This is a genomic window from Acinetobacter sp. NIPH 817 (assembly GCF_000368405.1).
Taxonomy (GTDB): Bacteria; Pseudomonadota; Gammaproteobacteria; order Pseudomonadales; family Moraxellaceae; genus Acinetobacter.
In genome coordinates this window covers 2,859,147-2,880,821 of the sequence record NZ_KB849420.1, presented here as the reverse complement: position 1 = coordinate 2,880,821, position 21,675 = coordinate 2,859,147, and the positions used below count along the sequence as shown (strand labels likewise).

Annotated in this window: 19 protein-coding genes and 4 tRNA genes; 11 read left to right on the top strand and 12 right to left on the bottom strand. The window is 41.0% G+C overall.

All coding sequences use genetic code 11. From position 1 onward, the window contains the following. Positions 1-7 precede the first annotated feature (7 nt). Positions 8-1,720 (bottom strand): type IV-A pilus assembly ATPase PilB, encoded by a 1,713-nt coding sequence (gene pilB / locus F968_RS17155; protein WP_004795016.1) that lies wholly within the window; start codon positions 1,718-1,720, stop codon positions 8-10. 291 nt (positions 1,721-2,011) lie between these two features. Between pilB and tpiA the strand changes: the two genes are divergently transcribed. The 10 genes from tpiA to F968_RS17105 all read left to right on the top strand — a co-directional run bounded on the left by tpiA (position 2,012) and on the right by F968_RS17105 (position 9,109). Continuing rightward, the gene (gene tpiA / locus F968_RS17150; RefSeq protein ID WP_004795015.1) at positions 2,012-2,806 is read left to right on the top strand and encodes a triose-phosphate isomerase; all 795 of its coding nucleotides are present in this window, start codon (positions 2,012-2,014) and stop codon (positions 2,804-2,806) included. 12 nt (positions 2,807-2,818) lie between these two features. Beyond that, complete coding sequence (secG, locus tag F968_RS17145; protein ID WP_004795012.1) at positions 2,819-3,148, top strand: preprotein translocase subunit SecG; 330 nt, start codon at positions 2,819-2,821, stop codon at positions 3,146-3,148. A 56-nt stretch (positions 3,149-3,204) separates the two neighbouring features. After that, a tRNA-Leu gene (locus tag F968_RS17140) sits at positions 3,205-3,289 on the top strand. A 38-nt stretch (positions 3,290-3,327) separates the two neighbouring features. Next, positions 3,328-3,404: transfer RNA gene (locus tag F968_RS17135), tRNA-Met, on the top strand. 88 nt (positions 3,405-3,492) lie between these two features. Next, positions 3,493-3,569: transfer RNA gene (locus F968_RS17130), tRNA-Met, on the top strand. Between the two features lie 88 nt (positions 3,570-3,657). After that, positions 3,658-3,734, top strand: a tRNA-Met gene (locus F968_RS17125). A gap of 215 nt (positions 3,735-3,949) precedes the next feature. Next, the gene (rimP, locus tag F968_RS17120) at positions 3,950-4,477 is read left to right on the top strand and encodes a ribosome maturation factor RimP (RefSeq protein WP_004795010.1); all 528 of its coding nucleotides are present in this window, start codon (positions 3,950-3,952) and stop codon (positions 4,475-4,477) included. 36 nt (positions 4,478-4,513) lie between these two features. Next, entirely contained in the window at positions 4,514-5,998 is a 1,485-nt protein-coding gene (gene nusA / locus F968_RS17115; protein WP_003654584.1) for a transcription termination factor NusA, read from the top strand. A 10-nt stretch (positions 5,999-6,008) separates the two neighbouring features. Then, entirely contained in the window at positions 6,009-8,708 is a 2,700-nt protein-coding gene (gene infB, locus F968_RS17110; protein ID WP_004795007.1) for a translation initiation factor IF-2, read from the top strand. Then, positions 8,708-9,109, top strand: a complete 402-nt coding sequence (locus F968_RS17105; protein ID WP_004795004.1) for a ribosome-binding factor A — start codon at positions 8,708-8,710, stop codon at positions 9,107-9,109. Before infB ends, F968_RS17105 begins: the two co-directional genes overlap by 1 nt. Before the next feature lie 54 nt (positions 9,110-9,163). Here the strand turns inward: F968_RS17105 and F968_RS17100 are convergent, their stop codons facing one another. The 9 genes from F968_RS17100 to hisIE form a co-directional block, all read right to left on the bottom strand. Further along, positions 9,164-9,568, bottom strand: a complete 405-nt coding sequence (locus F968_RS17100; RefSeq protein WP_004795003.1) for a Na+/H+ antiporter subunit G — start codon at positions 9,566-9,568, stop codon at positions 9,164-9,166. Between the two features lie 12 nt (positions 9,569-9,580). Further along, positions 9,581-9,856, bottom strand: coding sequence for a monovalent cation/H+ antiporter subunit F (locus F968_RS17095; RefSeq protein WP_004795001.1), 276 nt, complete (start codon positions 9,854-9,856; stop codon positions 9,581-9,583). Beyond that, complete coding sequence (locus F968_RS17090; protein ID WP_004794999.1) at positions 9,853-10,380, bottom strand: Na+/H+ antiporter subunit E; 528 nt, start codon at positions 10,378-10,380, stop codon at positions 9,853-9,855. Before F968_RS17090 ends, F968_RS17095 begins: the two co-directional genes overlap by 4 nt. 2 nt (positions 10,381-10,382) lie before the next feature. Continuing rightward, on the bottom strand, positions 10,383-12,194 hold the full coding sequence (locus F968_RS17085) for a monovalent cation/H+ antiporter subunit D (RefSeq protein ID WP_004794997.1): 1,812 nt from the start codon (positions 12,192-12,194) through the stop codon (positions 10,383-10,385). Further along, positions 12,194-12,562, bottom strand: coding sequence for a Na+/H+ antiporter subunit C (locus F968_RS17080; RefSeq protein WP_003654595.1), 369 nt, complete (start codon positions 12,560-12,562; stop codon positions 12,194-12,196). Before F968_RS17080 ends, F968_RS17085 begins: the two co-directional genes overlap by 1 nt. Continuing rightward, a complete protein-coding gene (locus tag F968_RS17075) occupies positions 12,559-15,411 on the bottom strand; it encodes a monovalent cation/H+ antiporter subunit A (RefSeq protein ID WP_034596468.1) in 2,853 nt (950 codons plus the stop codon). Before F968_RS17075 ends, F968_RS17080 begins: the two co-directional genes overlap by 4 nt. A 317-nt stretch (positions 15,412-15,728) precedes the next feature. Beyond that, positions 15,729-17,120: an AAA family ATPase gene (locus F968_RS17070; protein ID WP_004794993.1), complete on the bottom strand. Its 1,392-nt coding sequence runs from the start codon at positions 17,118-17,120 to the stop codon at positions 15,729-15,731. Between the two features lie 23 nt (positions 17,121-17,143). After that, the gene (locus F968_RS17065; RefSeq protein ID WP_004794991.1) at positions 17,144-18,646 is read right to left on the bottom strand and encodes a UvrD-helicase domain-containing protein; all 1,503 of its coding nucleotides are present in this window, start codon (positions 18,644-18,646) and stop codon (positions 17,144-17,146) included. A gap of 9 nt (positions 18,647-18,655) precedes the next feature. Next, positions 18,656-19,423, bottom strand: a complete 768-nt coding sequence (gene hisIE / locus F968_RS17060) for a bifunctional phosphoribosyl-AMP cyclohydrolase/phosphoribosyl-ATP diphosphatase HisIE (protein WP_004794990.1) — start codon at positions 19,421-19,423, stop codon at positions 18,656-18,658. 212 nt (positions 19,424-19,635) lie between these two features. On the opposite strand from hisIE, the gene F968_RS17055 reads away from it, so the two are divergent. Further along, positions 19,636-19,902, top strand: coding sequence for a hypothetical protein (locus F968_RS17055; protein WP_004794988.1), 267 nt, complete (start codon positions 19,636-19,638; stop codon positions 19,900-19,902). 1 nt (position 19,903) lies between these two features. Here F968_RS17055 and F968_RS17050 read toward each other — a convergent pair whose 3' ends face one another. Beyond that, positions 19,904-20,290 carry a VOC family protein gene (locus F968_RS17050; RefSeq protein WP_004794986.1) on the bottom strand — a complete coding sequence of 129 codons (387 nt, stop codon included), beginning with the start codon at positions 20,288-20,290 and terminating at the stop codon, positions 19,904-19,906. 26 nt (positions 20,291-20,316) lie between these two features. After that, the gene (locus tag F968_RS17045; protein WP_004794984.1) at positions 20,317-21,630 is read right to left on the bottom strand and encodes an FAD-dependent oxidoreductase; all 1,314 of its coding nucleotides are present in this window, start codon (positions 21,628-21,630) and stop codon (positions 20,317-20,319) included. Between the last annotated feature and the right edge of the window lie 45 nt (positions 21,631-21,675).

Here is a 21,675-nt window from a genome sequence, read left to right as displayed (position 1 = left end):
TTGTCTTTTATTCACTGGTTACGCGGTTGACTTCTTGTAAAGAAGTAACACCTTGCATAACTTTCTTTAAACCTGAGCGACGCAGATTATTAAACCCCAGTTTTTCAGAAGCGGCAGCGATTTCTAACGCATTGCCATCTTCCATAATAATCTTGGAAATCTCAGGTGTGACTTTCATTACTTCATAAATACCAACTCGACCTTTGTAGCCCTCACGACATTCTGGACAACCGACTGGTTGAAAAACTTGAAAATCGGGATGCATCAGATCTTGTTCGGTAAAACCCATTTCCAATAGGCTTTGTTTAGGAATGTCAGTAGGTACTTTACATTGAGAACATAGTCGACGTGCCAAACGCTGAGCAATGACCAGATTGACTGAAGTTGCAATATTGAAAGACGGAACGCCCATATTGCGTAGACGAGTCAGTGTTTCAGGAGCACTGTTGGTATGTAGCGTGGACATCACCATATGACCTGTCTGAGCAGCTTTAATCGCGATTTCAGCTGTTTCTAAATCACGAATCTCACCGACCATAATAATGTCAGGGTCCTGACGTAAAAATGACTTAAGTGCAGCTGAAAAAGTTAGACCTACCTTAGGGTTCACGTTAACCTGATTAATGCCTTCAAGGTTAATTTCGACTGGATCTTCGGCAGTAGAAATATTGGAACTTTCAGTGTTTAAAATGTTGAGGCCTGTATATAAAGATACAGTCTTACCAGAACCTGTTGGACCTGTGATTAAAAGCATACCTTGTGGCTTATCTAAGGCTTCCATAAAGAGTGCTTTTTGCTCTTCTTCATATCCTAGTGCATCAATTCCCAGCATGGCACTCGATGGATCGAGAATACGTAGAACTAACTTTTCACCAAATAAGGTCGGAAGAGAGTTCACACGAAAATCAATTGCTTTAGATTTTGATAGCTTGAGCTTGATACGACCATCTTGAGGGACACGCTTTTCAGAAATGTCCATTTGAGACATCACTTTTAAGCGTGAAGCCAAACGATTAGCCAGTTGCAAAGGCGGATTTGCAATTTGACGTAAAACGCCATCGACCCGATAACGGACCCGATACGATTTCTCATAAGGTTCGAAATGTAAATCAGAAGCCCCCATACGAATCGCATCAATCAATAACTTGTTAATATATTTAACAATAGGTGCTTCATCGCCTTGTGGAGTATCCTCATCCTCTTCTGGAGCAGCTGAGGTATCAAGATCTACATCTAGATCAAACTCTTCATCGCTAAACTCGAAACTACTTTCTTCAGTAAATTGCTGTACCAGAATTTTCTCGAGTTTATGATGCTCGACAATAACCGGCTCAACCATAAGCTTGCTGTTGAAGCGAATAGCATCAATAGCATCAATATTGCTAGGATTACTGGTTGCAACATATAAAATCTGTCCTTTTTTTACGAGAGGCAAGATCCGATGTTTTAAAATCAGTTTCTGGTCGACCAAATCTTTAGGAATCTGGCTGACATCGTAAACGTCCAGATCAAAATATGGCTCAGCAAATTCAATAGAAATTGTTTCAGCTAATAAAGAAGGGGAGAGATTAACCTCTTCAATCAGGTACGCAACAGTATCCTGTTTAGCTCTTTTTGCTGCATCTAGTGCTGCTTGCATGGTCGCTGCCGACACATGTTTTTCTTCGACTAATCGTCGAAAAAACCCCGAAAATTTTGGAGATGTATGTATGACTGACATCTGCCTACCTGTGCTCATATGTTTATAATTGGTATATAAAAAATTATACTTTTGTTATCTAAAATTACTACCTGAGAAAATGATGCTCTCGTCTTGATCCATATATTAAAGCTTGAACCAGTCGAAGTTTTTATTCATTAATTTTTAAAACGCGGAGCTTTAGTCTTAATAAAGTTTTATGACTGTTTTCAAATAGTAGAAAAGATATGAGCAAAGCCGTTAAAGAAAAGTATCTGAAATTTGTAGAAATGCGTGTAGAATGTGCTGCATTTTTGATGAAAGGTGAGCCGTATGTCGGGTTCGACGATTACGCCTTGGGTAGTTGGCAACTGGAAAATGAACCCAATGCGTGCCAATGCCAAACAACTTATAGAAGAATTTAAACAACTATTGCAACAAAACGAAATTGCAGATGAAAGCTGCCATGTCGGAGTTGCTCCGGTTTCTATTGCACTTACAATGGTACAAACCCAATTGCAAGATGCTGCAAAAACAGTATATACAGTTGCACAGGATGTATCGCGTGTAGCAGGTACAGGCGCCTATACTGGTGAAGTCAGTGCAGAATTATTAAAAGATAGCCAAATTAATTTTGTATTGGTGGGTCACTCTGAACGCCGTGATTTGTTAGGTGATAACGTTGAAATTTTGAAGGCAAAACTCCAAAATTCTTTAAATGCAGGCTTAACTGTCATTTATTGTGTGGGTGAAAGTCTCGAACAACGTGAACAAGATTTGGCAGAGCAGGTTGTATTGCAACAAATCTGTGATATAGCTCCTGTAGTGACTGCAGAGCAATGGCAAAAGCAAATTGTAATTGCTTATGAGCCAATCTGGGCAATTGGTACAGGTAAAACTGCTTCACCACAAGATGCACAGGCAATGCATGCTAAAATCCGTGAAGGTTTAAGTCAGATTACTTCTGCGGGTCCAGACATTGCGATTTTATATGGCGGTAGTGTAAAAGCTGAGAATGCAGTCGAGTTGGCAGCATGTCCAGATATTAATGGCGCGTTGGTTGGAGGTGCTTCGTTAAATGCAGCATCTTTTTATCAAATCGTACATGCCTTTGCACAAAGTAAATAACGAGGATAGGGTATGCACTCTTTTGTACTGATCGTACATATTATTTTAGCGGTACTGATGATTGGCTTGATTCTAGTCCAACACGGTAAAGGTGCGGATGCTGGTGCTTCTTTCGGTGGTGGCGGAGCAGCAACTGTATTTGGCGCATCGGGTTCAGCTAATTTCCTTACTCGCCTTACTGCTATTTTAACGGCACTGTTTTTTGTGACGAGTTTAACCTTGGCTGTTTTTGCAAAAAAACAGACGACTGAGGCATATAGTTTGAAATCTGTACAAACAACAGCACCAATTCAAACAACATCGCCTGAAACTTCACCAAATGCACCAAAAACGGGTCAATAATTCGAAATAGGGCTTTCCTTTTATAGTTGGAAGGACTAGAATGCGTCCCACAAGCTGCGGTGGTGGTGGAATTGGTAGACACGCTACCTTGAGGTGGTAGTGCCTTCGGGCGTGGGGGTTCAAGTCCCCCCTTCCGCACCAACTTTGAACCAGAAAGTTGAGTGCAAGCAGTTTTTTGATGCGGGATGGAGCAGTCTGGTAGCTCGTCGGGCTCATAACCCGAAGGTCGTTGGTTCAAATCCAGCTCCCGCTACCAAATTGATTAAGGTGCAACTTAATCAGACAGTATCTAGAAAGTTTACATTGACTTTATTTGATATTTGTATATAATTTTTGCACGTTGATGCGGGATGGAGCAGTCTGGTAGCTCGTCGGGCTCATAACCCGAAGGTCGTTGGTTCAAATCCAGCTCCCGCTACCAAATTGATTAAGGTGCAACTTAATCAGACAGTATCTAGAAAGTTTACATTGACTTTATTTGATATTTGTATATAATTTTTGCACGTTGATGCGGGATGGAGCAGTCTGGTAGCTCGTCGGGCTCATAACCCGAAGGTCGTTGGTTCAAATCCAGCTCCCGCTACCAAGTTTCTTAAAAGAGGCTCACAGACAAGTGGGCCTTTTTGCACAGTGGACTATTGTTTTCTGTGCTACATAGGGGCGATTAACGCCCTTTTTTATTGGTTATCGTATCGCTATCGTGTAGTTTCGACATCAATTGGTCAAATAGTCATGCTTCACTATAGTAGGTCTGTGTCGGTTAAAACAACCGATTGAATCGCACGAGAATGACGAGAGTAAATGAAATTATCAAATAAATCCCAAGCATTGCATGACTTAATTGTTCCTGCAGTACAAGCATGTGGTGTCGACCTTTGGGGAATCGAGTTTCTCCCACAAGGTAAACGTTCATTATTGCGTATTTATATCGATAAAGCGGTAAGTGAAGAAGATGCTGAGCCAGTACTTAATGAAGATGGTGAAGTAGAACTAGGCCGTGGTATTGGTGTGCAAGATTGTGTGCGTGTAACACAACAAGTTGGCGCAATGCTGGATGTTCATGATCCAATTTCGGGTGAGTATTCATTAGAAGTTTCTTCACCAGGTTGGGATCGTCCATTTTTTCAACTAGAACAGTTACAAGGCTACATCGGACAACAAATTGCTTTGCGTTTGATTGCAGCAGTAGAAAACCGTCGTAAATTTCAAGCAAAGCTTATCGCAGTAGACCTTGAAAATGAAGAAATTCAGGTTGAAGTTGATGGGAAGCACGTGCTTGAGATCGACAGCAACAATATCGATAAAGCAAACTTGATCTATCAAGATTAAATTTATTAAATTTTATAAGAAATCGGTAGGTGACTTATGGGCCGCGAAATTCTTACCGTTGTTGAAACGGTTAGTAATGAAAAAGGTGTTAGTCGTGAAGCGATCTTCGAGGCTTTAGAACAAGCTCTAGTTGCTGCAACGAAGAAAAGATTTTACGAAGGTACGCATGCTGAAGAAGCTCAGCTTCGTGTAGAAATTGATCGTAAAACTGGTGATTACAGTACATTCCGTCAATGGACTGTTGTGGCAGATGAAGATCATGAAATGCCAGCTTGCCAAGATGCGATTTCTGACCTTGACCCATCTAAATGGTCAATTGGTGATGTTCGTGAACTCGAAGTAGAATCTATTGAGTTTGGTCGTATCGCTGCACAAATTGCAAAACAAGTTATCGTACAAAAAATTCGTGAAGCTGAGCGTGCTTTAGTTGCTGATGCATACGAGTCTAAAGTTGGTGAGTTAATTTACGGTGAAGTAAAAAAACAAACCAAAGATGGCTTTATTATTGATTTAGGCGACAACGCTGAAGCTTACCTTGCGCGCGAAGAAATGATTCCAAAAGAAATTCTTCGTCCGAAACAACGTATGAACGCTATTTTATACAATGTGAACCGTGAAGGTCGTGGCGCTCAGTTGTTGTTATCACGCGCTAAGCCTGAAATGTTAATTGCTTTAATGAAAAAAGAAATTCCTGAAATTTCTGAAGAAATTATTGAAATTAAAGCAGCGGCACGTCAACCGGGCGTTCGTGCTAAAATTGCAGTTAAAACAAATGACCATCGTATTGACCCTGTAGGTGCATGTATTGGTATGCGTGGTACGCGTATTCAAGCAGTACAACAAGAGTTAAACGGTGAACGTATTGATGTAGTGGTCTGGTCTGATGATCCAGCTCAGTACATTGCAAGTGCATTAGAACCAGCTGATGTTTCAGGCATCGTGCTTGATGAAGATGCAAGAAGTGCCGATATTATTTTTGCAACCAGCGATCAATTGGCTCGCGCGATTGGCTCACAAGGCCAAAATGTTCGCTTGGCTTCTGATTTAACTGGCTACAAACTCGACATGATGCTTGAAGAAGAGTATCGTGCTCGTCAGCAAAATGAAGCTCAGCAATATCTTGATATGTTTGTATCACGTCTCGATATTGAAGAAGATTTAGCAATGGCATTGGTGGAAATGGGCTTTACCTCTTTAGAAGAGATTGCTTATGTTCCAGCTGAAACTTTTGACGAAATTGAGCTTGATGCTGAATTGGTTGAGTTATTGCAAAGTCGTGCAAAAGAAGCAGCACTTACTGATGCTTTGAAACAGCAAGAAAATATTCAAGAACCGAGCGCAGACCTTCTAACTATGGAAGGCATGACTTCTGAGATCGCTTACTCGCTTGCCGCTCGCGGTATTATTACTGTCGATGATTTGGCAGATCAAGCTACTGACGATATCTCTGATATTGAAGGACTTGATCATGAAAAAGCAGGTCAATTGATCATGAAAGCTCGCGAATCATGGTTTAACTAGGAGATGAAATATGACGGACAAGTCGATTAAAGAGTTAGCTCTCAGTGTAGAACGTCCTGTTGAGAAGCTCCTAGAACAGGCTCGTGAAGCAGGTTTGCCTCAACGTACAGCAGACGACATTATTACCACTGAACAACAGGATACTTTAGTCAATCATTTGAAAAAAGTGCATGGTCAGGAAAGTGGTAACACAGGAAAAATTGCGTTGAAACGTAAAACAACCAGTACCGCTAAAGTTGCAAGTACTTCAGGTAAAGCAAAAACAATTAACGTAGAAGTACGTAAAAAACAGGTTTTTGCTAAACCAAACCCTGAACAAATTGCAGCTGAAGCTAAAGCACGTGCAGAAGCTGAAGCTAAAGCACGTGTAGAACAGCAAACGCGTGACACTGCACAGCAAAACGCGCGTCTTCAAACAGAGCAAAAAGCAAAAGCAACTTTAGATGCGATGCGTGCTGCTCATCAACAAGATAGCGCTGCTCAGACAGCTCCTAAAGCTGCTGTAGTAGTGAAAAAACGTGGTGGTGGTACAGTAAAACCTGCACCAAAACCAGCAGAAACATTAGAGCAAAAGAAAGCGCGTGAAGCACAAACAGCTCAGTTGAAAGCAACTGAAGAAGCTGCGCGTCGTAAAGCGGCTGAAGAAGCTCAGCAACGTACACTTGAACAAATGCGCAAAATGGCGTCTAAGTATTCAAGTGACGAAGCTACTACCACAATTCGTGTGATTGATGATTCTCCACTTGCTTCAGGTCTTGTAGGCCAAGCTTATGAAGATTCATTCAAGCAAGAAGACCGTGAAATTAAACGCGGTGGCGCAACCACTAACCCTCGTGCGGGTAAAAAGGGTGGTCGTCGTGGTCAAGAAGAGCAAAGCTTTGTTAACCATAACAAACGTGGTTTAAAATCAAGCCAAGCGAATAAGCATGGATTTGAAAAACCAGTTAAAAAGCAAGTTTATGATGTAGAAATCGGTTCAAGCATTGTTGTTGCCGATCTTGCTCAAAAAATGGCGATTAAAGTACGTGAAGTTATCAAAACACTTATGAAAATGGGTGAGTTGGTTAATCAGGAACAAGCTATTGACCAAGATACAGCAGCACTTGTTGTTGAAGAAATGGGTCATAACCCTGTTTTAGTTTCTGATACACAAGCGGAAGATAACTTGCTTGAAGCGGCTGAAGAAGCACGTGGTGAGCAAACAACTCGTCCGCCAGTTGTTACCATTATGGGTCACGTTGACCATGGTAAAACATCATTGCTTGACCGTATCCGTCGTTCGAAAGTGGCGGCAGGTGAAGCAGGTGGTATTACCCAGCATATTGGTGCATATCATGTTGAAACAGACAAAGGAATTATTACATTCCTTGATACACCGGGACATGCTGCATTTACTTCAATGCGTGCACGTGGTGCTAAAGCAACGGATATCGTTGTATTAGTTGTTGCGGCAGATGACGGTGTAATGCCACAAACTGCTGAAGCAATTGACCATGCGCGTGCAGCAGGTACTCCAATTATTGTTGCAATCAACAAAATGGATAAAGAATCTGCTGATCCAGACCGTGTGTTAAATGAATTAACAACGAAACAAATCGTTCCAGAAGAATGGGGTGGTGATGTTCCGATTGCTAAGGTTTCTGCACACAGTGGACAAGGTATTGATGAACTCCTTGACTTAATTCTTATTCAGTCAGAATTGATGGAATTAAAAGCATCTGCACAAGGTGCTGCACAAGGTGTTGTTATTGAAGCGCGTGTTGATAAAGGCCGTGGTGCAGTAACTTCTATTCTTGTTCAAAACGGTACATTAAACATTGGTGACCTTGTTCTTGCAGGTTCGTCATATGGTCGTGTCCGTGCAATGTCTGATGAAAATGGTAAGCCGATTAAATCAGCAGGACCATCTATTCCAGTAGAAATTCTGGGTCTTCCAGATGCTCCAATGGCAGGTGATGAAGTTCTTGTTGTAAATGACGAGAAGAAAGCGCGTGAAGTTGCTGATGCTCGTGCTGACCGTGAACGTCAAAAACGTATTGATCGTCAAAGCGCAATGCGTCTTGAAAATATCATGTCGTCAATGGGCAAAAAAGATGTTCCTACAGTGAACGTTGTTTTAAGAACAGACGTACGTGGTACTTTAGAAGCATTGAATGCAGCTTTACATGAATTATCTACTGATGAAGTAAAAGTTCGTGTAATTAGTTCGGGTGTTGGCGCGATTACTGAGTCTGATGTGATTCTTGCTGAATCTTCAGAAGCTGTATTGTTAGGCTTTAACGTTCGTGCTGATACGACTGCTCGTCAGAGAAGTGACCAAGACGGTATCGATATTCGTTACTACAGCATCATCTATGAATTAATTGATGATGTGAAAGATGCCATGAGCGGTAAACTTGCTCCTGAACATCGTGAAACTATCTTGGGTGTTGCTGAAGTACGTGAAGTATTCCACTCAAGTAAGTTTGGTGCAGCAGCAGGCTGTATGGTACTTGAAGGTGTATTGCATCGTAATAAACCGATTCGCGTATTACGTGATGACGTGGTTGTGTTCCAAGGTGAGCTTGAATCTCTTCGTCGCTATAAAGAAGTGGTTGAAGAAGTTCGTGCCGGTATGGAATGTGGTCTTGCGGTGAAAGGTTATAAAGACATCAAAGTGAAAGATAAAATTGAAGTCTATGATGTTCAATTGATTAAACGGAGTCTTTAATGGCGGGTAGCCAACGCTTAAAGCGCATGGCGGATTCAGTTCAACGCGAGTTGTCTGAGCTGATTCGTCAAGAGCTTAAAGATCCTCGCTTAGGTGGTCTAGTGACCATCTCTGCGGTGAAAGTCAGTGCAGACATGGGTTATGCTGAAGTTTATGTCACCGTAATGGGGCGTGAGCTTGGCGATGAGCAAAGTGAAGCAGCGAATAAAGAAACTTTAGAGGTATTAAATAAAGCTTCTGGTTTCTTGCGTCATGAATTGAGCCGTCGTATCAAGACACGTATTACGCCAAGATTGCGTTTCCATTATGACAAGACGAATGCTTATGGTAACTATATGTTTGGTCTGATCGAAAAAGCGGTAAATGATTTGCCGAAACGCGATTCAGACGACGAACAGTAATATAAAAAATAAAAAAGCCACCTTCGGGTGGCTTTTTTATTGGTGGGCTTTTTCCTAGTCTTTAGGAGGGTCCATAGGCGGTTTATTTTGCGAGAAACGCTGTCCAATTTTATAACGGTCCCACGGCAAGGGACGTTCAATTGACTCAGGAACTTCGCCACTCAATGAACGCAAACGTAAATGTAGCGCAGCTTGAGCAATTAAATTTGCTGAAACTGGTGCGGTAATGAAAGCTAAAAGTGTGATCAGTAGCTCGGCAAAACCAAAGCGGCCTTGAAAAGCAAAAAAGATCATAGACGCAATCAAAAAGCTGCCTAATCCTAACGTACTCGATTTTGTGGGTGCATGTAAACGCATGAATAAGTCAGGTAAGCGCACCATGCCAATCGAGCCGACTAACATAAAGAAAGCACCAAAAACCAGAAAGACTGAAACAATAACTTCCATTACGAACTGCATTTTGATCTCTCCTTAATCGATTACGTGACCAGTTGTGAAGTAACGTGCTAAGGCTGCCGTAGATACGAAACCTAGCATCGCAACCAGTAGGGCTCCTTCAAATAAAGAGGTCGTCATCCAATAAATGCCTAAAACAACAATGAGACAAGTTGCATTTAAGAAGAGAGTATCGAGTGCTAAAAGCCGATCTACAATTGATGGACCTATGACCAATCTGAAGAGACAAAGTAGCATAGAGATTGTAATGGCAATTGAGCTAATACCTAGAGCATAGGGTAGGATGGTCATGCACTTGCCTCCGTCTTGCTTTTTACATCAAAAATTTCCATAAGTGGAATTTCATAACGTTGTTTGATGTCTTGAATATCAGATTCGGTATTATCTGTGCTCAAAGCATGAACCAGAATATCGCCACGTTCCTGATCAATACCCGCAGAAACCGTACCTGGTGTTGTGGTAATGATCATCGCTAGTAAGGTATTGACCTGCTCATGTTCTGTCTCTAAAGGTACACGATACCATTTAGGATGTAATTTTTTAGTAGGCCCTAAAACAAGTTTTGCGACCTTAAAGTTAGAAATAATAATATCCCAAAGAACCACAAAACATAATTTAACCGCAGGTTTCCAGTGAATATGCGGTGTACGGGTAATAAACGGTTTGACTAAACGAGGGATGATTAAGCCCAAAAGCATTGCAGTCAAAAGATCACTCGCATCAAGACTATGCGCCAGCATCAACCAAAATAAAATGATCAGAACCGAAACAAATGGATGTGGAAACCAACGTTCAAGCAAATGAGATAACTGCATTGTTATGGCTCCATAGGTTTCAATTGACTTTCATCAACAATGGAAGGTGTTTGGAGTTTGTCCTGTTGCTGAATTTGTCGTTGTTTATATTCAGAAATATGTTCACCATTGAACGTATCTTTCGAAATAATATCGGGAATAAGATAAGCATTATGATCTTCAACTTCTCCCCCATATTTAGTTTCTGGCAGATAGGCGGGATCAAATGGCTGTACGCTGATAACTTCCCCATTTTTATCTACTTTAAGAATAGTGCGTTGGTAAAGTGCATGGTCTTGAATCTGTTGTGCGGTGCTTAATGTGTAATGCTGAATTGGTGCAGCAAAGACAACGTAAGTGATTAAACTAGCCAGTAATAGATAAATGACTTGATCGTTACGTGGTGGTGCGCGTTCCGGCAAAGCACGATAAAGAATATAAGCTGGATGGATTGGATCTTCTTCTGGAGGAGATGCACGCCAGAATAAGATAAAACCAACACGTGTGAGTGCAATAATACTTAATAAGCTCACAACAAGCACAACACCAATAATCCAGCCTTGATAGCTAGCTTCAACTGTCGCTTGTAAAATGAATACTTTTCCAAGAAAACCACTAAAAGGCGGTAACCCAGCAAGCATCATGGCAATCAAGAAATAAGTCACCATAGCCGCTTTTTCTTGTTTGATTCTTGGGGCAACTTTTAAATGATCTTTAAAATCTCCACGTTGTGAAGTGATCCATCCACAAAATAGATAAAAAGCTGCACCGATTAAGGTACTGTGCACTAAGTAATATAAAGCACCAGACCATGCCTGCGTATTAGACATGGCAATTGCGGTGAGCAAGGTACCAATTGAAGAAAGTACCATAAAGCCGACAAAGCGACGTAAACGATCTGCTCCAATTGCTGCAATCACACCATAGAGTGAAGTAATTAAACCAATAGGCAATAACCAGCTTTTTAAGATTTCTTGGCTAAGCGCATCGTCAAATACTGTTCCATTTACACGTAAAATAGAATAGATCCCGACTTTGGTCATAATGGTGAAAATTGCAGCTACAGGCGTACTTGCAACGGCATAGGTTTTTGGCAGCCAAAAACCGACAGGAAGCATTGCTGCTTTAATGCCGAAAACAACAAAAAGAAGTAAGGAACCAGCGACTGCTAATTTGTGTTGATCTGCTTCAAGTGTTGGTATAAGGCGTGATACATCCGCCATGTTGAGGCTACCCACACTGCCATAAATCATACCAAGCCCAATTAAGAAGAGGGCAGAGGCTAAAAGGTTAATAATGACATAGTGAACGCCAAGCTGAAAACGTGGTTTGCCTTGCCCATGTAAAAGCAAAACATAGGAAGCCATCAACAAGATTTCAAAAAAGACAAAAAGGTTAAATAAATCGCCTGTTAAAAATGCTCCGCAGATACCCATTAATAAGAAATGCACCATGGCATGGAAATAGCGACCACGGGTATCCCAATTGTCGCTTGCATACCATAGAACTGGTACTGCTAATGCGTAAGTCAGCACCAGCATAAAAGCAGAAAGGCGATCTAACACAAGCACAATACCAAATGGCGCTGACCATTCGCTCAACTGGTAAATGGTAATCTGTCCAGTGCTGGCAAAGCTTAAATATATAATTGCGGTAATTAATCCAGCAATTGCAGAAACAAGACTAATGCCACGACGCCATGGTTGTCGCCAGTCATCTTTTAAAGCACCTGCTCCCGGGTTGCCAAGCAGTAATAATATAAAAGCAGTAAATGCCGGGATGAGAATGCTAAAAATAGGCGCATGTTCTTGCCAGAAAGATAAAAAATCAAACATTACGGCTCATCCTCGCGTGGGTCGTATGTCGGAGATATGTCTTCTTTAGCATCAACATGATCACTACCTGATTCATAACGGCTACGCAGTGCCAGTTGTACAATAAAAGCGGTGGTTGCAAAACCGATCACAATGGCTGTTAACACTAGCGCTTGAGGAAGTGGATCGGTTATTTTTGTTGTTTCAGTTAAAATTGCGGGTGAGCTAATTTGTAATCGGCCCATAGCAAATAAAAATAGGTTTACAGCATAGCCAATTACAGCTAACCCAAGCACAACAGGGAAGGTACGAGCACGTAAAATCAGATAAATACCTGTGGCAACAAGTAAACCAATTGCAGAAGCCAATAAGAATTCTAAACTGATCATGATGATTCCTCCCGATGTGGTACTACAGGACCAGCCATGCTTGAGTGGCGAGAGTCTCCTAATACCGAGATAAGTAACATCGTTGCACCAACAACGGTGATATAAACCCCTAAGTCAAAACTCGCAGCTGAAGCCAGATGTAGTTTTCCTAAAATTGGTAATTCAACATATACGTGTGCACTAGTCAGGAATGGGCGTAACCAGAACCATGCAGCTACACCAGTAAGCCCAGCAATCGTTAAACCTGAACCAATCCAGACTTCGTAAAGACGGCCTGATTTTGCTTTGAGTAATTGTTCTGTTTGGTCTTGACCTAGCGCAATATATTGAATGATTAAAGCCATTGAGGTGATTAGACCTGCAATGAAGCCACCGCCCGGATAATTATGGCCACGCATAAAAATATAAACACTTACGACAAGTGCTAACGGTAATACCCAAGAAGCTGTAATACGGAACATGAGCGGAGATGGATTAAAACGGTAGGTGAGGCCTTGGGTCATGGTTGTACCATGGACACGCATACCATCCATAAGACATAGCGCACCAATAGCAGCAATGCCTAATACAGTAATTTCACCGAATGTATCGAAGCCACGGAAGTCAACCAAAATGACATTTACAATATTTGAGCCGCCGCCAAGTGGTAAAGACTGCTGCGCAAAGAACCATGAAATCGAATTATGATCACGGGTTAAAATCAGCCATGCAATCCAGCCTATCCCTAAACCTCCAATAATCGCTAAAGCAGCATCTCTTAAGCGTCTAGAACGAAGAGATTCATATGGCGTTAGCTGTGGAAGTAAAGATAAACTCATTAGTAAAAGAACAGTGGTTACAACATCCACGGTAATTTGAGTTAGTGCCAAATCTGGAGCTGACATGGTGACAAATACCATTGTTACCACTAGACCAATTGCACCGCTAATAAGGACTGCTTTAATACGTTCATGATGGAACCACAACATCATCCAGCAACCTGAGAACAGGGTTAGCCAGAGAACGATAGCAATCCATGGGGCATGAGTAAGTTCACGTGTGCCTGTAGTGAGCCCTTGATTAAGTAGCGGCATAGTTACCATGATGACGCTAAAAGCAATGATCAAGAACAAGTAACTTTGCAATGAGCCGTTTTCAGTTTTTTGTTTAATTTTTCGGCTGGTGAGCAACAGGTGTTTTAAAAATAAATCAAATAAAATGCGGCCTTGCAATCTGCCAAGATGTGGGTCAAGGTCAATTTTACGAATCATGCTATCTTTTGCCAAAGCAAAATAGAACAGTGAGCCACCGACTAAAGCAATAATACTCATCACAAGAGGAGCATTGAAACCGTGCCAGATCGCAAGATGAGTTCCTGCAAATTCTGGTTGCATCAAGCTTGCTCTGGTTACGCTATTTACCAGTGGTTCTACCAACAAAGAAGGTAAAACGCCGACTAGGATACATAGCACAGCAAGAAGAAGGGCTGGTGCGCGCATGCCCATAGGCGGTTCATGTGCATTTTTATTTGGCACTTGCTTACCAATTGGACCGTCAAAAAACACGCCGTGTGCTAAACGAATTGAATAACTCACTGCAAAAATACCAGCAAGTGTTGCAATGATGCTGGCAAAGATAACTGCTGAACCTGAAAGATTCGCCAATAGCTCGGTAAAGAACATCTCTTTTGAAATAAAGCCATTGGTGAGTGGCACACCTGCCATAGAGGCAGCGGTGATCATGGTTAATGTGGCAGTGAAAGGAAGTAATTGCCAAATACCACTGAGTTTTCGAAGATCACGTGTACCCGTTTCATGGTCAATGATCCCTGCAATCATAAAGAGTGCAGCTTTAAATGTTGCATGGTTAATAATATGAAAAATAGCAGCAGTAACTGCTAAAGGCGAACCGATACCAAGTAAACAGACAATAAGACCTAAATGGCTAATTGTTGAATAGGCTAACAGTCCTTTTAAATCTTCTTTAAAAATGGCAAAACATGCTGCCATACAGAGCGTAAATAGGCCAACGAAGGTAACAATATTGTGATAAAGCGCGGCGCCTACAAAAATTGGCAGTAAACGTGCGAGCAGGAAAATACCTGCTTTTACCATGGTCGCAGAGTGTAGGTAGGCAGACACCGGTGTTGGTGCAGCCATTGCGTTTGGTAACCAAAAATGAAATGGAAACTGAGCACTCTTCGTAAATGCACCAAGCAAAATAAGCAATAGCATTGGAATAAATAGAGCATGGGCTTGAATGGTGTCTCTCATGCCCATGATGTCACTAATTTCATAGGTTCCGGTGATTTGCCCTAATAGAACAAATCCACCCAATAACGCCAAACCACCCATTCCTGTAATAGTGAGCGCCATTCGAGAGCCACGTTGAGCAGCTTCATAATGACTCCAGTAACCCACTAACAAGAAAGATGAAATACTGGTGAGCTCCCAAAAGACTAATAAAATAATAAGATTATTAGAGAGCGAAATACCCAGCATTGCTGCCATAAACAGCATGAGCAAAGCATAGAGTTTGCTTAAAGAATTTTTAGGGCCAAGATAGTAATAGGCGTATATGTAAATGAGGGTACCGATACCGGTAATAAGTAAAGAGAATAGTAAACCAAGGGCATCGAGCCTGAAGCTAAGATTAATCCCCAATTGAGGTAGCCAATCCCAGCTTTGTTGAATGCTTGCACCACCAAGCACAGTTTTAGCTTGAGTCAGTAATAAACCAAAACTGGTTAAACTGACTCCAATTGCCCCTAAAGCCGTTACTCCACGCGAGAACCGTTGAAGCAATGAAACAAGGGTGGTGCCTAATATTAACGGTAATAAGATAATTATCGGTAGCACACTCGTATCCATATGTGATTTAGGCCGAAACCTAAAGGTGAATTTTTAATTTCAGAATAGATAGGAATTCAAAGAGAGTTCCAAGGCTTTGTTATTCTGAAAACCCAACCAAATTAGAAAATAAAGCGAGAAACAAGTTGTATTGCGCAACTTGAAGAATAAAAACGCAAAATGAAATTTATTGTACACTAAAAAAGCATTAAAAATCTGATGTTATTACATGTAGTAACAACATCTAGTGATTTTTAATGCCTAAAAATTTTAATGAAGCGGTATATTTTGTAAGAGCGCTTTTTATTATAAAAATAGAGCTAAAAGTGGCATAAAATTTAAACAGAAGGGCTTTCTTCTGGTGTGTCTCCTGCATGAATCATTCGTAGCAATTCATTTTTTTGTTGTTCATTTAAACCCTGAATTTGCTGAAATAAAACTTCAACCTGTGCTGGAGAGGGAGTAGGGTCTATTAAGCTTGGAAGCTGTGCTTCTATGTGTGGAACTAATGACTCGCTTCTTTGGAGTAATGTATAGATGTGTTCAAGCTGTTGTTTGGTGGTATTTAAATCAAGATGGCTAATTTTACCATGCTCTAATTTTAAACATTGATAGGCCGAGGCATGTTCTAGTAACTCTTCACGACTTCCCGTTGCAATAATTTGTAAGCGCGGAAATGCTTGATGGAGTTTGTTTAAAATTTCTGAACAATGCTGTGCATCGAGTTGCGCATCAATCTGATCAATTAATAAAATTCCTTCACCTTCAAGGCAAGGATTTAGGCTTAACGGATTGAGTAAACAGAGCCTGCGGGCAATATCGCCTACTAAAGCAATCCATGTTTTTGTGGTGTTGGAAAGTTGCTGAAAAGGTAGGGTTTGGCCATCATAGTCAGCCATAAGTTGAAGCCGAGGCTGATATTGCAAATATAAGTCTTTGAGCTCTGGCAGAACGATATTTAATGCATTTTTAAGAGCGTAGAGGTTAGGTGTGGTGAGCTGTTTAGGCTGCCCAGAGAACTCTTTTTGAAGCTCATTTAATAGTTCTGTCTGATCTTCTGGATCTGATTGCTTAGATTTAATGCGTTGTACGAGATGTGCAGCTTGAGCATTTTCGATATCGCTAATTTCACGTAACCATTCAAAAAAACGAGTGAAGGTTGTGAACGGAACTGGACTAATATCATAGGCTGAAATGGCTTGAGTGATGCCGGGTAAATTTTTATTGAGCAGATTAATATCATTTACAAATCGCTCGGCTGGGTAGTAAGCGATTAAGGGTAACCCTTGTAATGGATCTTTTTTGATGACTTGTTGATAAAGGGCCATCGTCTGGTCAAGTTGCTGAGTTTCAACTTGGCTGATTCCAATGCCACTTGAGTTTAGGGTTTTAAAAAGTTTCCAGCTACACAGTGAAGAATCTACCTCTTGTGCCGAAGTACTTTCTGGTAAAGAGCCAATTTCTGGTGGAACTTGAAGGGTCACTTCGATTTTTGACTGTAGACGCGATTGAGTAATGTCTTGGTCAGGCATAACAATACCGGGACTACGTAAATCTTTAAAACGGGCAGGGAACCAAGTTAGAGCATGGTAAGTATGTTTGAGCAACATACTTTTACCCGTTGCTTGTTCACCTAAAATTAAGGTAATCGGCTGTTTTTCATATTGAAACTGTATTTTAAGATCGTGAAACAGAGCAATATGTTTAAATTGGATAGATTCAAGTTGCATAGGCTCACCTAATTATGAGCGCTTCAACCAACTGACTTTCGAAGACTTAAAGGCGCCCTTACTTTTAATTGTTGTATCAGATCATAAAGATGATGGATATTTAGACTTACTTTAGCACGAGTACAGGCAACGTAAAGTAATCTTAACTCCTCATCACTAATCTTGTGTTCTAAGCCATTAATTTTAAATTGATAGTCATCTTCAATATGAACGCGATTCCATTCTAGCCCTTTCGCTTTATGGGCTGTAGAGATGACATAATCAGCTTGCTCAAGTGGAGTAATCTTTGCAAGTGCTTTTTTTAGCGGGTCAGTGCCGTGATCATCAACCAGTTTAACCAATGGCTTAATGTCACTTCCTTCATTGGTTTCACAGTACTCATGTACATCGTGCCATGAGTTAAACCATGCTAATTCAGGAACGTCAGTAACTCGTTTGCCTTGTTTTAAGAGGCTGGCAGCGTCTACAAAACGGTTTAGTTTTTGATGATCCGCCTGCAAACTCACTTTATCGCCATGAACCAAACCTGCTAATAAAAGTTCCATTGCACGAGCATTGGTACGGCATAAAATCGCATCACGCATTTTGGTATGCGGTTTATTCACTACACTTGATTTCTGGTTTGGATTACCAAGCAAGGGAACAGTTTCATTTAAACCGCCAAGCAGGGCATTGGCTACATCGGCGATCGTTTCGCCAAAACGAAAAGAAGTGGTTAACCGAGATTCTGGCAAGGGCAATTGTTGCATGGCATTAATTGCACCACGCCAAGCGTAGATTTGTTGATGTGCATCACCTACATAAATAACTTGAGTATTTTTTTGGCGAAGCAAAATGCCTAGCATTAGTGGGTCAGCATCTTGTGCTTCATCAAACAAGACGTAGTCAGTAGGAATGTTTGGCTCAGACAATGCCCAAAGTTTGAGGTAAATATCATGCCCAATACCTGCTTGATGGTTTTGGTCAATCGACTCTAACCAACGTCGTTCCACAGCAGGGTAAAGGTGATTCTGTAATTCGATAATATCGTCTGGATGCAACCAGTTAGGCGCCTGAATATGTCGAGGCGCCGGATATTGGGAGCTTGTTGAACAGAAATAGCTTACTGCATTTGCTACAAGACTCGCTAGACGGCTTGGCATCAAGACATATTTTTCGTAACGTCCACCCATCATACGTCGCAGCGTAATAGGTTCTAGTCGATATTCTTTAGCAATAAAACTTGGGCTTAGTCGTGGTAGACGTAATTTATCAGTTACACCACGCGGTACACTACGAAAAGCAAGCGAGTGAAAAGTACGGCAGTCTACATTACGATGGAATTTGTTTTGTGCTTCACCAGCAATAGCTTTGTTAAATGCTAGATACATACCACGCCGTTCAGGCATGGCATCGCTAATCATTTGTAAAGTGGTGGTTTTACCTGTGCCAGCATAGGCAATCACTTTAAATGACTGCCCAAGGCGTGCATTATCTATGGCAATTGCTTGTTCATAGGTGGCTTTAGGTTTTTCAATATTCGACACTGAGTGATTTTAAACCTTGTTGCGGTTAGCTTTTTCAACTAAACCAGATAAACCCTGACGACGAGCTAATTCGTCAATAATAAGTTGTGGATTAAGGTCGAAATAACCCAACATCACAATAGTATGGAACCACAAATCTGCTGTTTCATAAACGAGATCATTTAAGTGAGCTTCCGAATCCTGTGCGGCAAAATCTTTAGCAGCAATAATTGCTTCTACACTTTCTTCACCGACTTTTTCTAAGATTTTATTGATGCCTTTTTTGTAGAGGCTTGCAACATATGAAGTATCTGCTTCAGCTTGCTTACGCTCTTGCATCAATTGCCCTAAGTGAGCAAGTACATCGACTTGTTCAGTGGTATGAGCATGATCGTGGCTTTCAGTTTTAGCTTTGTCACCATAAATTGCAGTAGGGTCTTTTAATTGTGCATCGACAATTTCCCAGCCCTGTGGGGTAAGTTTACGGTAGAAACAAGACTCACGACCTGTATGGCATGCAATACCACCGTGTTGTTCAATTTGTAGAATAATTACATCGCCGTCACAGTCCAGACGAATTTCATAAACTGTTTGAAAATGGCCTGATTCTTCACCCTTGTGCCAAAGTTTTTGGCGAGAGCGAGAGAAGTAAACAGCCTGATTTTTTTCTGCTGTGAGCGCGAGTGCTTCACGGTTCATCCACGCCACCATCAAAATACGTCCGGTTTGATGATGTTGAGCAATGGCAGGGATAAGACCATTGGAATCAAATTTAACTTCATCTAACCAGTTTGACATGAGTGGAAATCCATTGGGTGGAAAGCAGCTAGTGTAGCGCTTGTGCTTAGGGTTGGCTATGCTTGTTGTATAAAAAATCGGTTATATGATTTGTCTATAAGATCGTTATGAGTAAATTGTAATTTAAGAGTTGTTCAAATTAATTTTGATTTGCGAAGTTATCGTTATTATAAAATTATCTAATCGTCTTGCATAACTTAGGAAAATAAATTTTGGAAAAAATAGAAAATTTTGCTTGTCGAATATGTGGGCTTATACAACCTGAAGAACCATGGGGTGAAGATGGGGAAAATCCAAACTTTGACATTTGTGATTGTTGTGGTGTTGAATTTGGATATGAGGATTATACTAAAGCATCTGTAAAAGCGTACCGCAAGAAATGGTTGGAGGCAGGTGCTAATTGGTGGGCATTAAAAGAGAAACCCAAAAATTGGGATATTGAAAAACAATTAAAAAATATCCCTGCAAACTATAAGTGACTTATAACTTTATGTTGTTTGAAATCTCAATCAAATTTTGATCTGGATCGCGAATATAAACTGAAAGAATAGGATGCATTGCACCCGTACGTTCAACGGGGCCTTCTTCAATTGTAATATTTAATTGATTAAGGTGCGCAATCACTTCGGAAATGGGAGTTTCTGAAATAAAACATAGGTCAGCAGATCCGGGAGTCGGCTGTAATGCCTTAGGTTTGAACTCGTTACCTTGCTGGTGTAAATTTATTTTTTGATTTCCAAACTGTAGAGCCTTTCTATCACCTTTAAAAGTGATGACCTCAAACCCTAATACAGTTTGATAGAAATTACATGTAGTTTCAATATTCGAGACAGTTAAAACAAGATGATCAAGATGGCTAATTTTCATGTGTTACTCACTATCATTTAGTTGGGTTAATAGTCCGACAAAGATTCGCTTTTTAAATTGAAAGCACGTCTTTCTTTAGGTAATTGAGCCACTCGATCATAATCAATTTGCTGAAATGGACCAGTCTTTAAACCTGAAATTGTGATTGCCATTTCTTTTCGAAAATAGTGGATTTGATACATCCAAGGGAAAACTAAATCTCTTAAGCCTCCAGCCCACCAATGTTCAGATTGATAAAGGGGTGTTAATAAGCGACTAAGAAATTGATAAAACTGGGTGGATGAGCGGCGAAGCTGGTGGTAGTGCTGCCAGAGTAGGGGCCAATCAATGTTTTGGTTCTTCTTGGCATGTTGCAATGATTGAGAAAAAGCCCAAGCATCCAATAATGCCATATTTGCACCTTGCCCCAACTGTGGGCTCATTGCATGAGCTGCATCTCCAATCACACCAATTCTACCTTGACCAAATTGAGTCATGACGACATCACGGTAGTTTGCAGATAGCCATTTAGGTTGAGTTTGACTGTTATATAAAATCTCTTTTAGCCATTCTGCAACTGTGGGCCAACGCTCAGAGACTTGCTTTAACCAAGTTTGTTTAGCTTGTTCATCTTGCAGAAAGCTTTGTAATTGCGGAGTAGGCAAGCTCCAGAAGATACTTGAAAGGCGCTGTTGAGGTTCTGTTGGAATCGCTCCTGTAGGAAGAATTCCCATCATAATCTTTGAGCGATCATAAAATTGATGCAGAATTTCAGAATCGAGGACTTGGCATTCAGGCACGATACTCCACGCCGCACCCCAAGGATAGGCTTGGTCAACCTTTACCCATGCTTTGGGGCGTAATCGGCTACGAGCACCATTGGCAATAAGGACGGCATCAAAACGAGCATCAAACTTTTGATTTTGATGATTTCCGAATAACCGAACTTCATCATTATGTTCTTCAAAACTCTCAACAGAATGGTTCATACGCCAAGTAATTTGGCTCGAATATTCACTAAGTTTTTGTGTGAGTACATGACATAAAGTGGCACGGTGTATACCTAAACCATAAAGATTTGCTGATGCTTCATGATAATGACTGTTCACTAAAAGACGCTTATCTGGAAGTTGTCCTTCTAAGCCTGTGACTCTCGCACCTAATGTTAAGGCTTTGTCGAGCACCCCTAAATGTTCAAATACGGCTAAGCCCGCGGGTTGTAGCAATAAACCAGCACCGACCGGAGATAACTCATCAACTTGTTCAAAAATTGTAACGTTATTGCCTTCACGGGCAAGTAAAATCGCCGTAGCTAAACCTGCTGTACCAGCACCGATAATGGCAAAATGAGGTGTTTTCATTGTTTATTCTTTTGAAGCATTTATAGGTTCAATTTAGCAATGAAC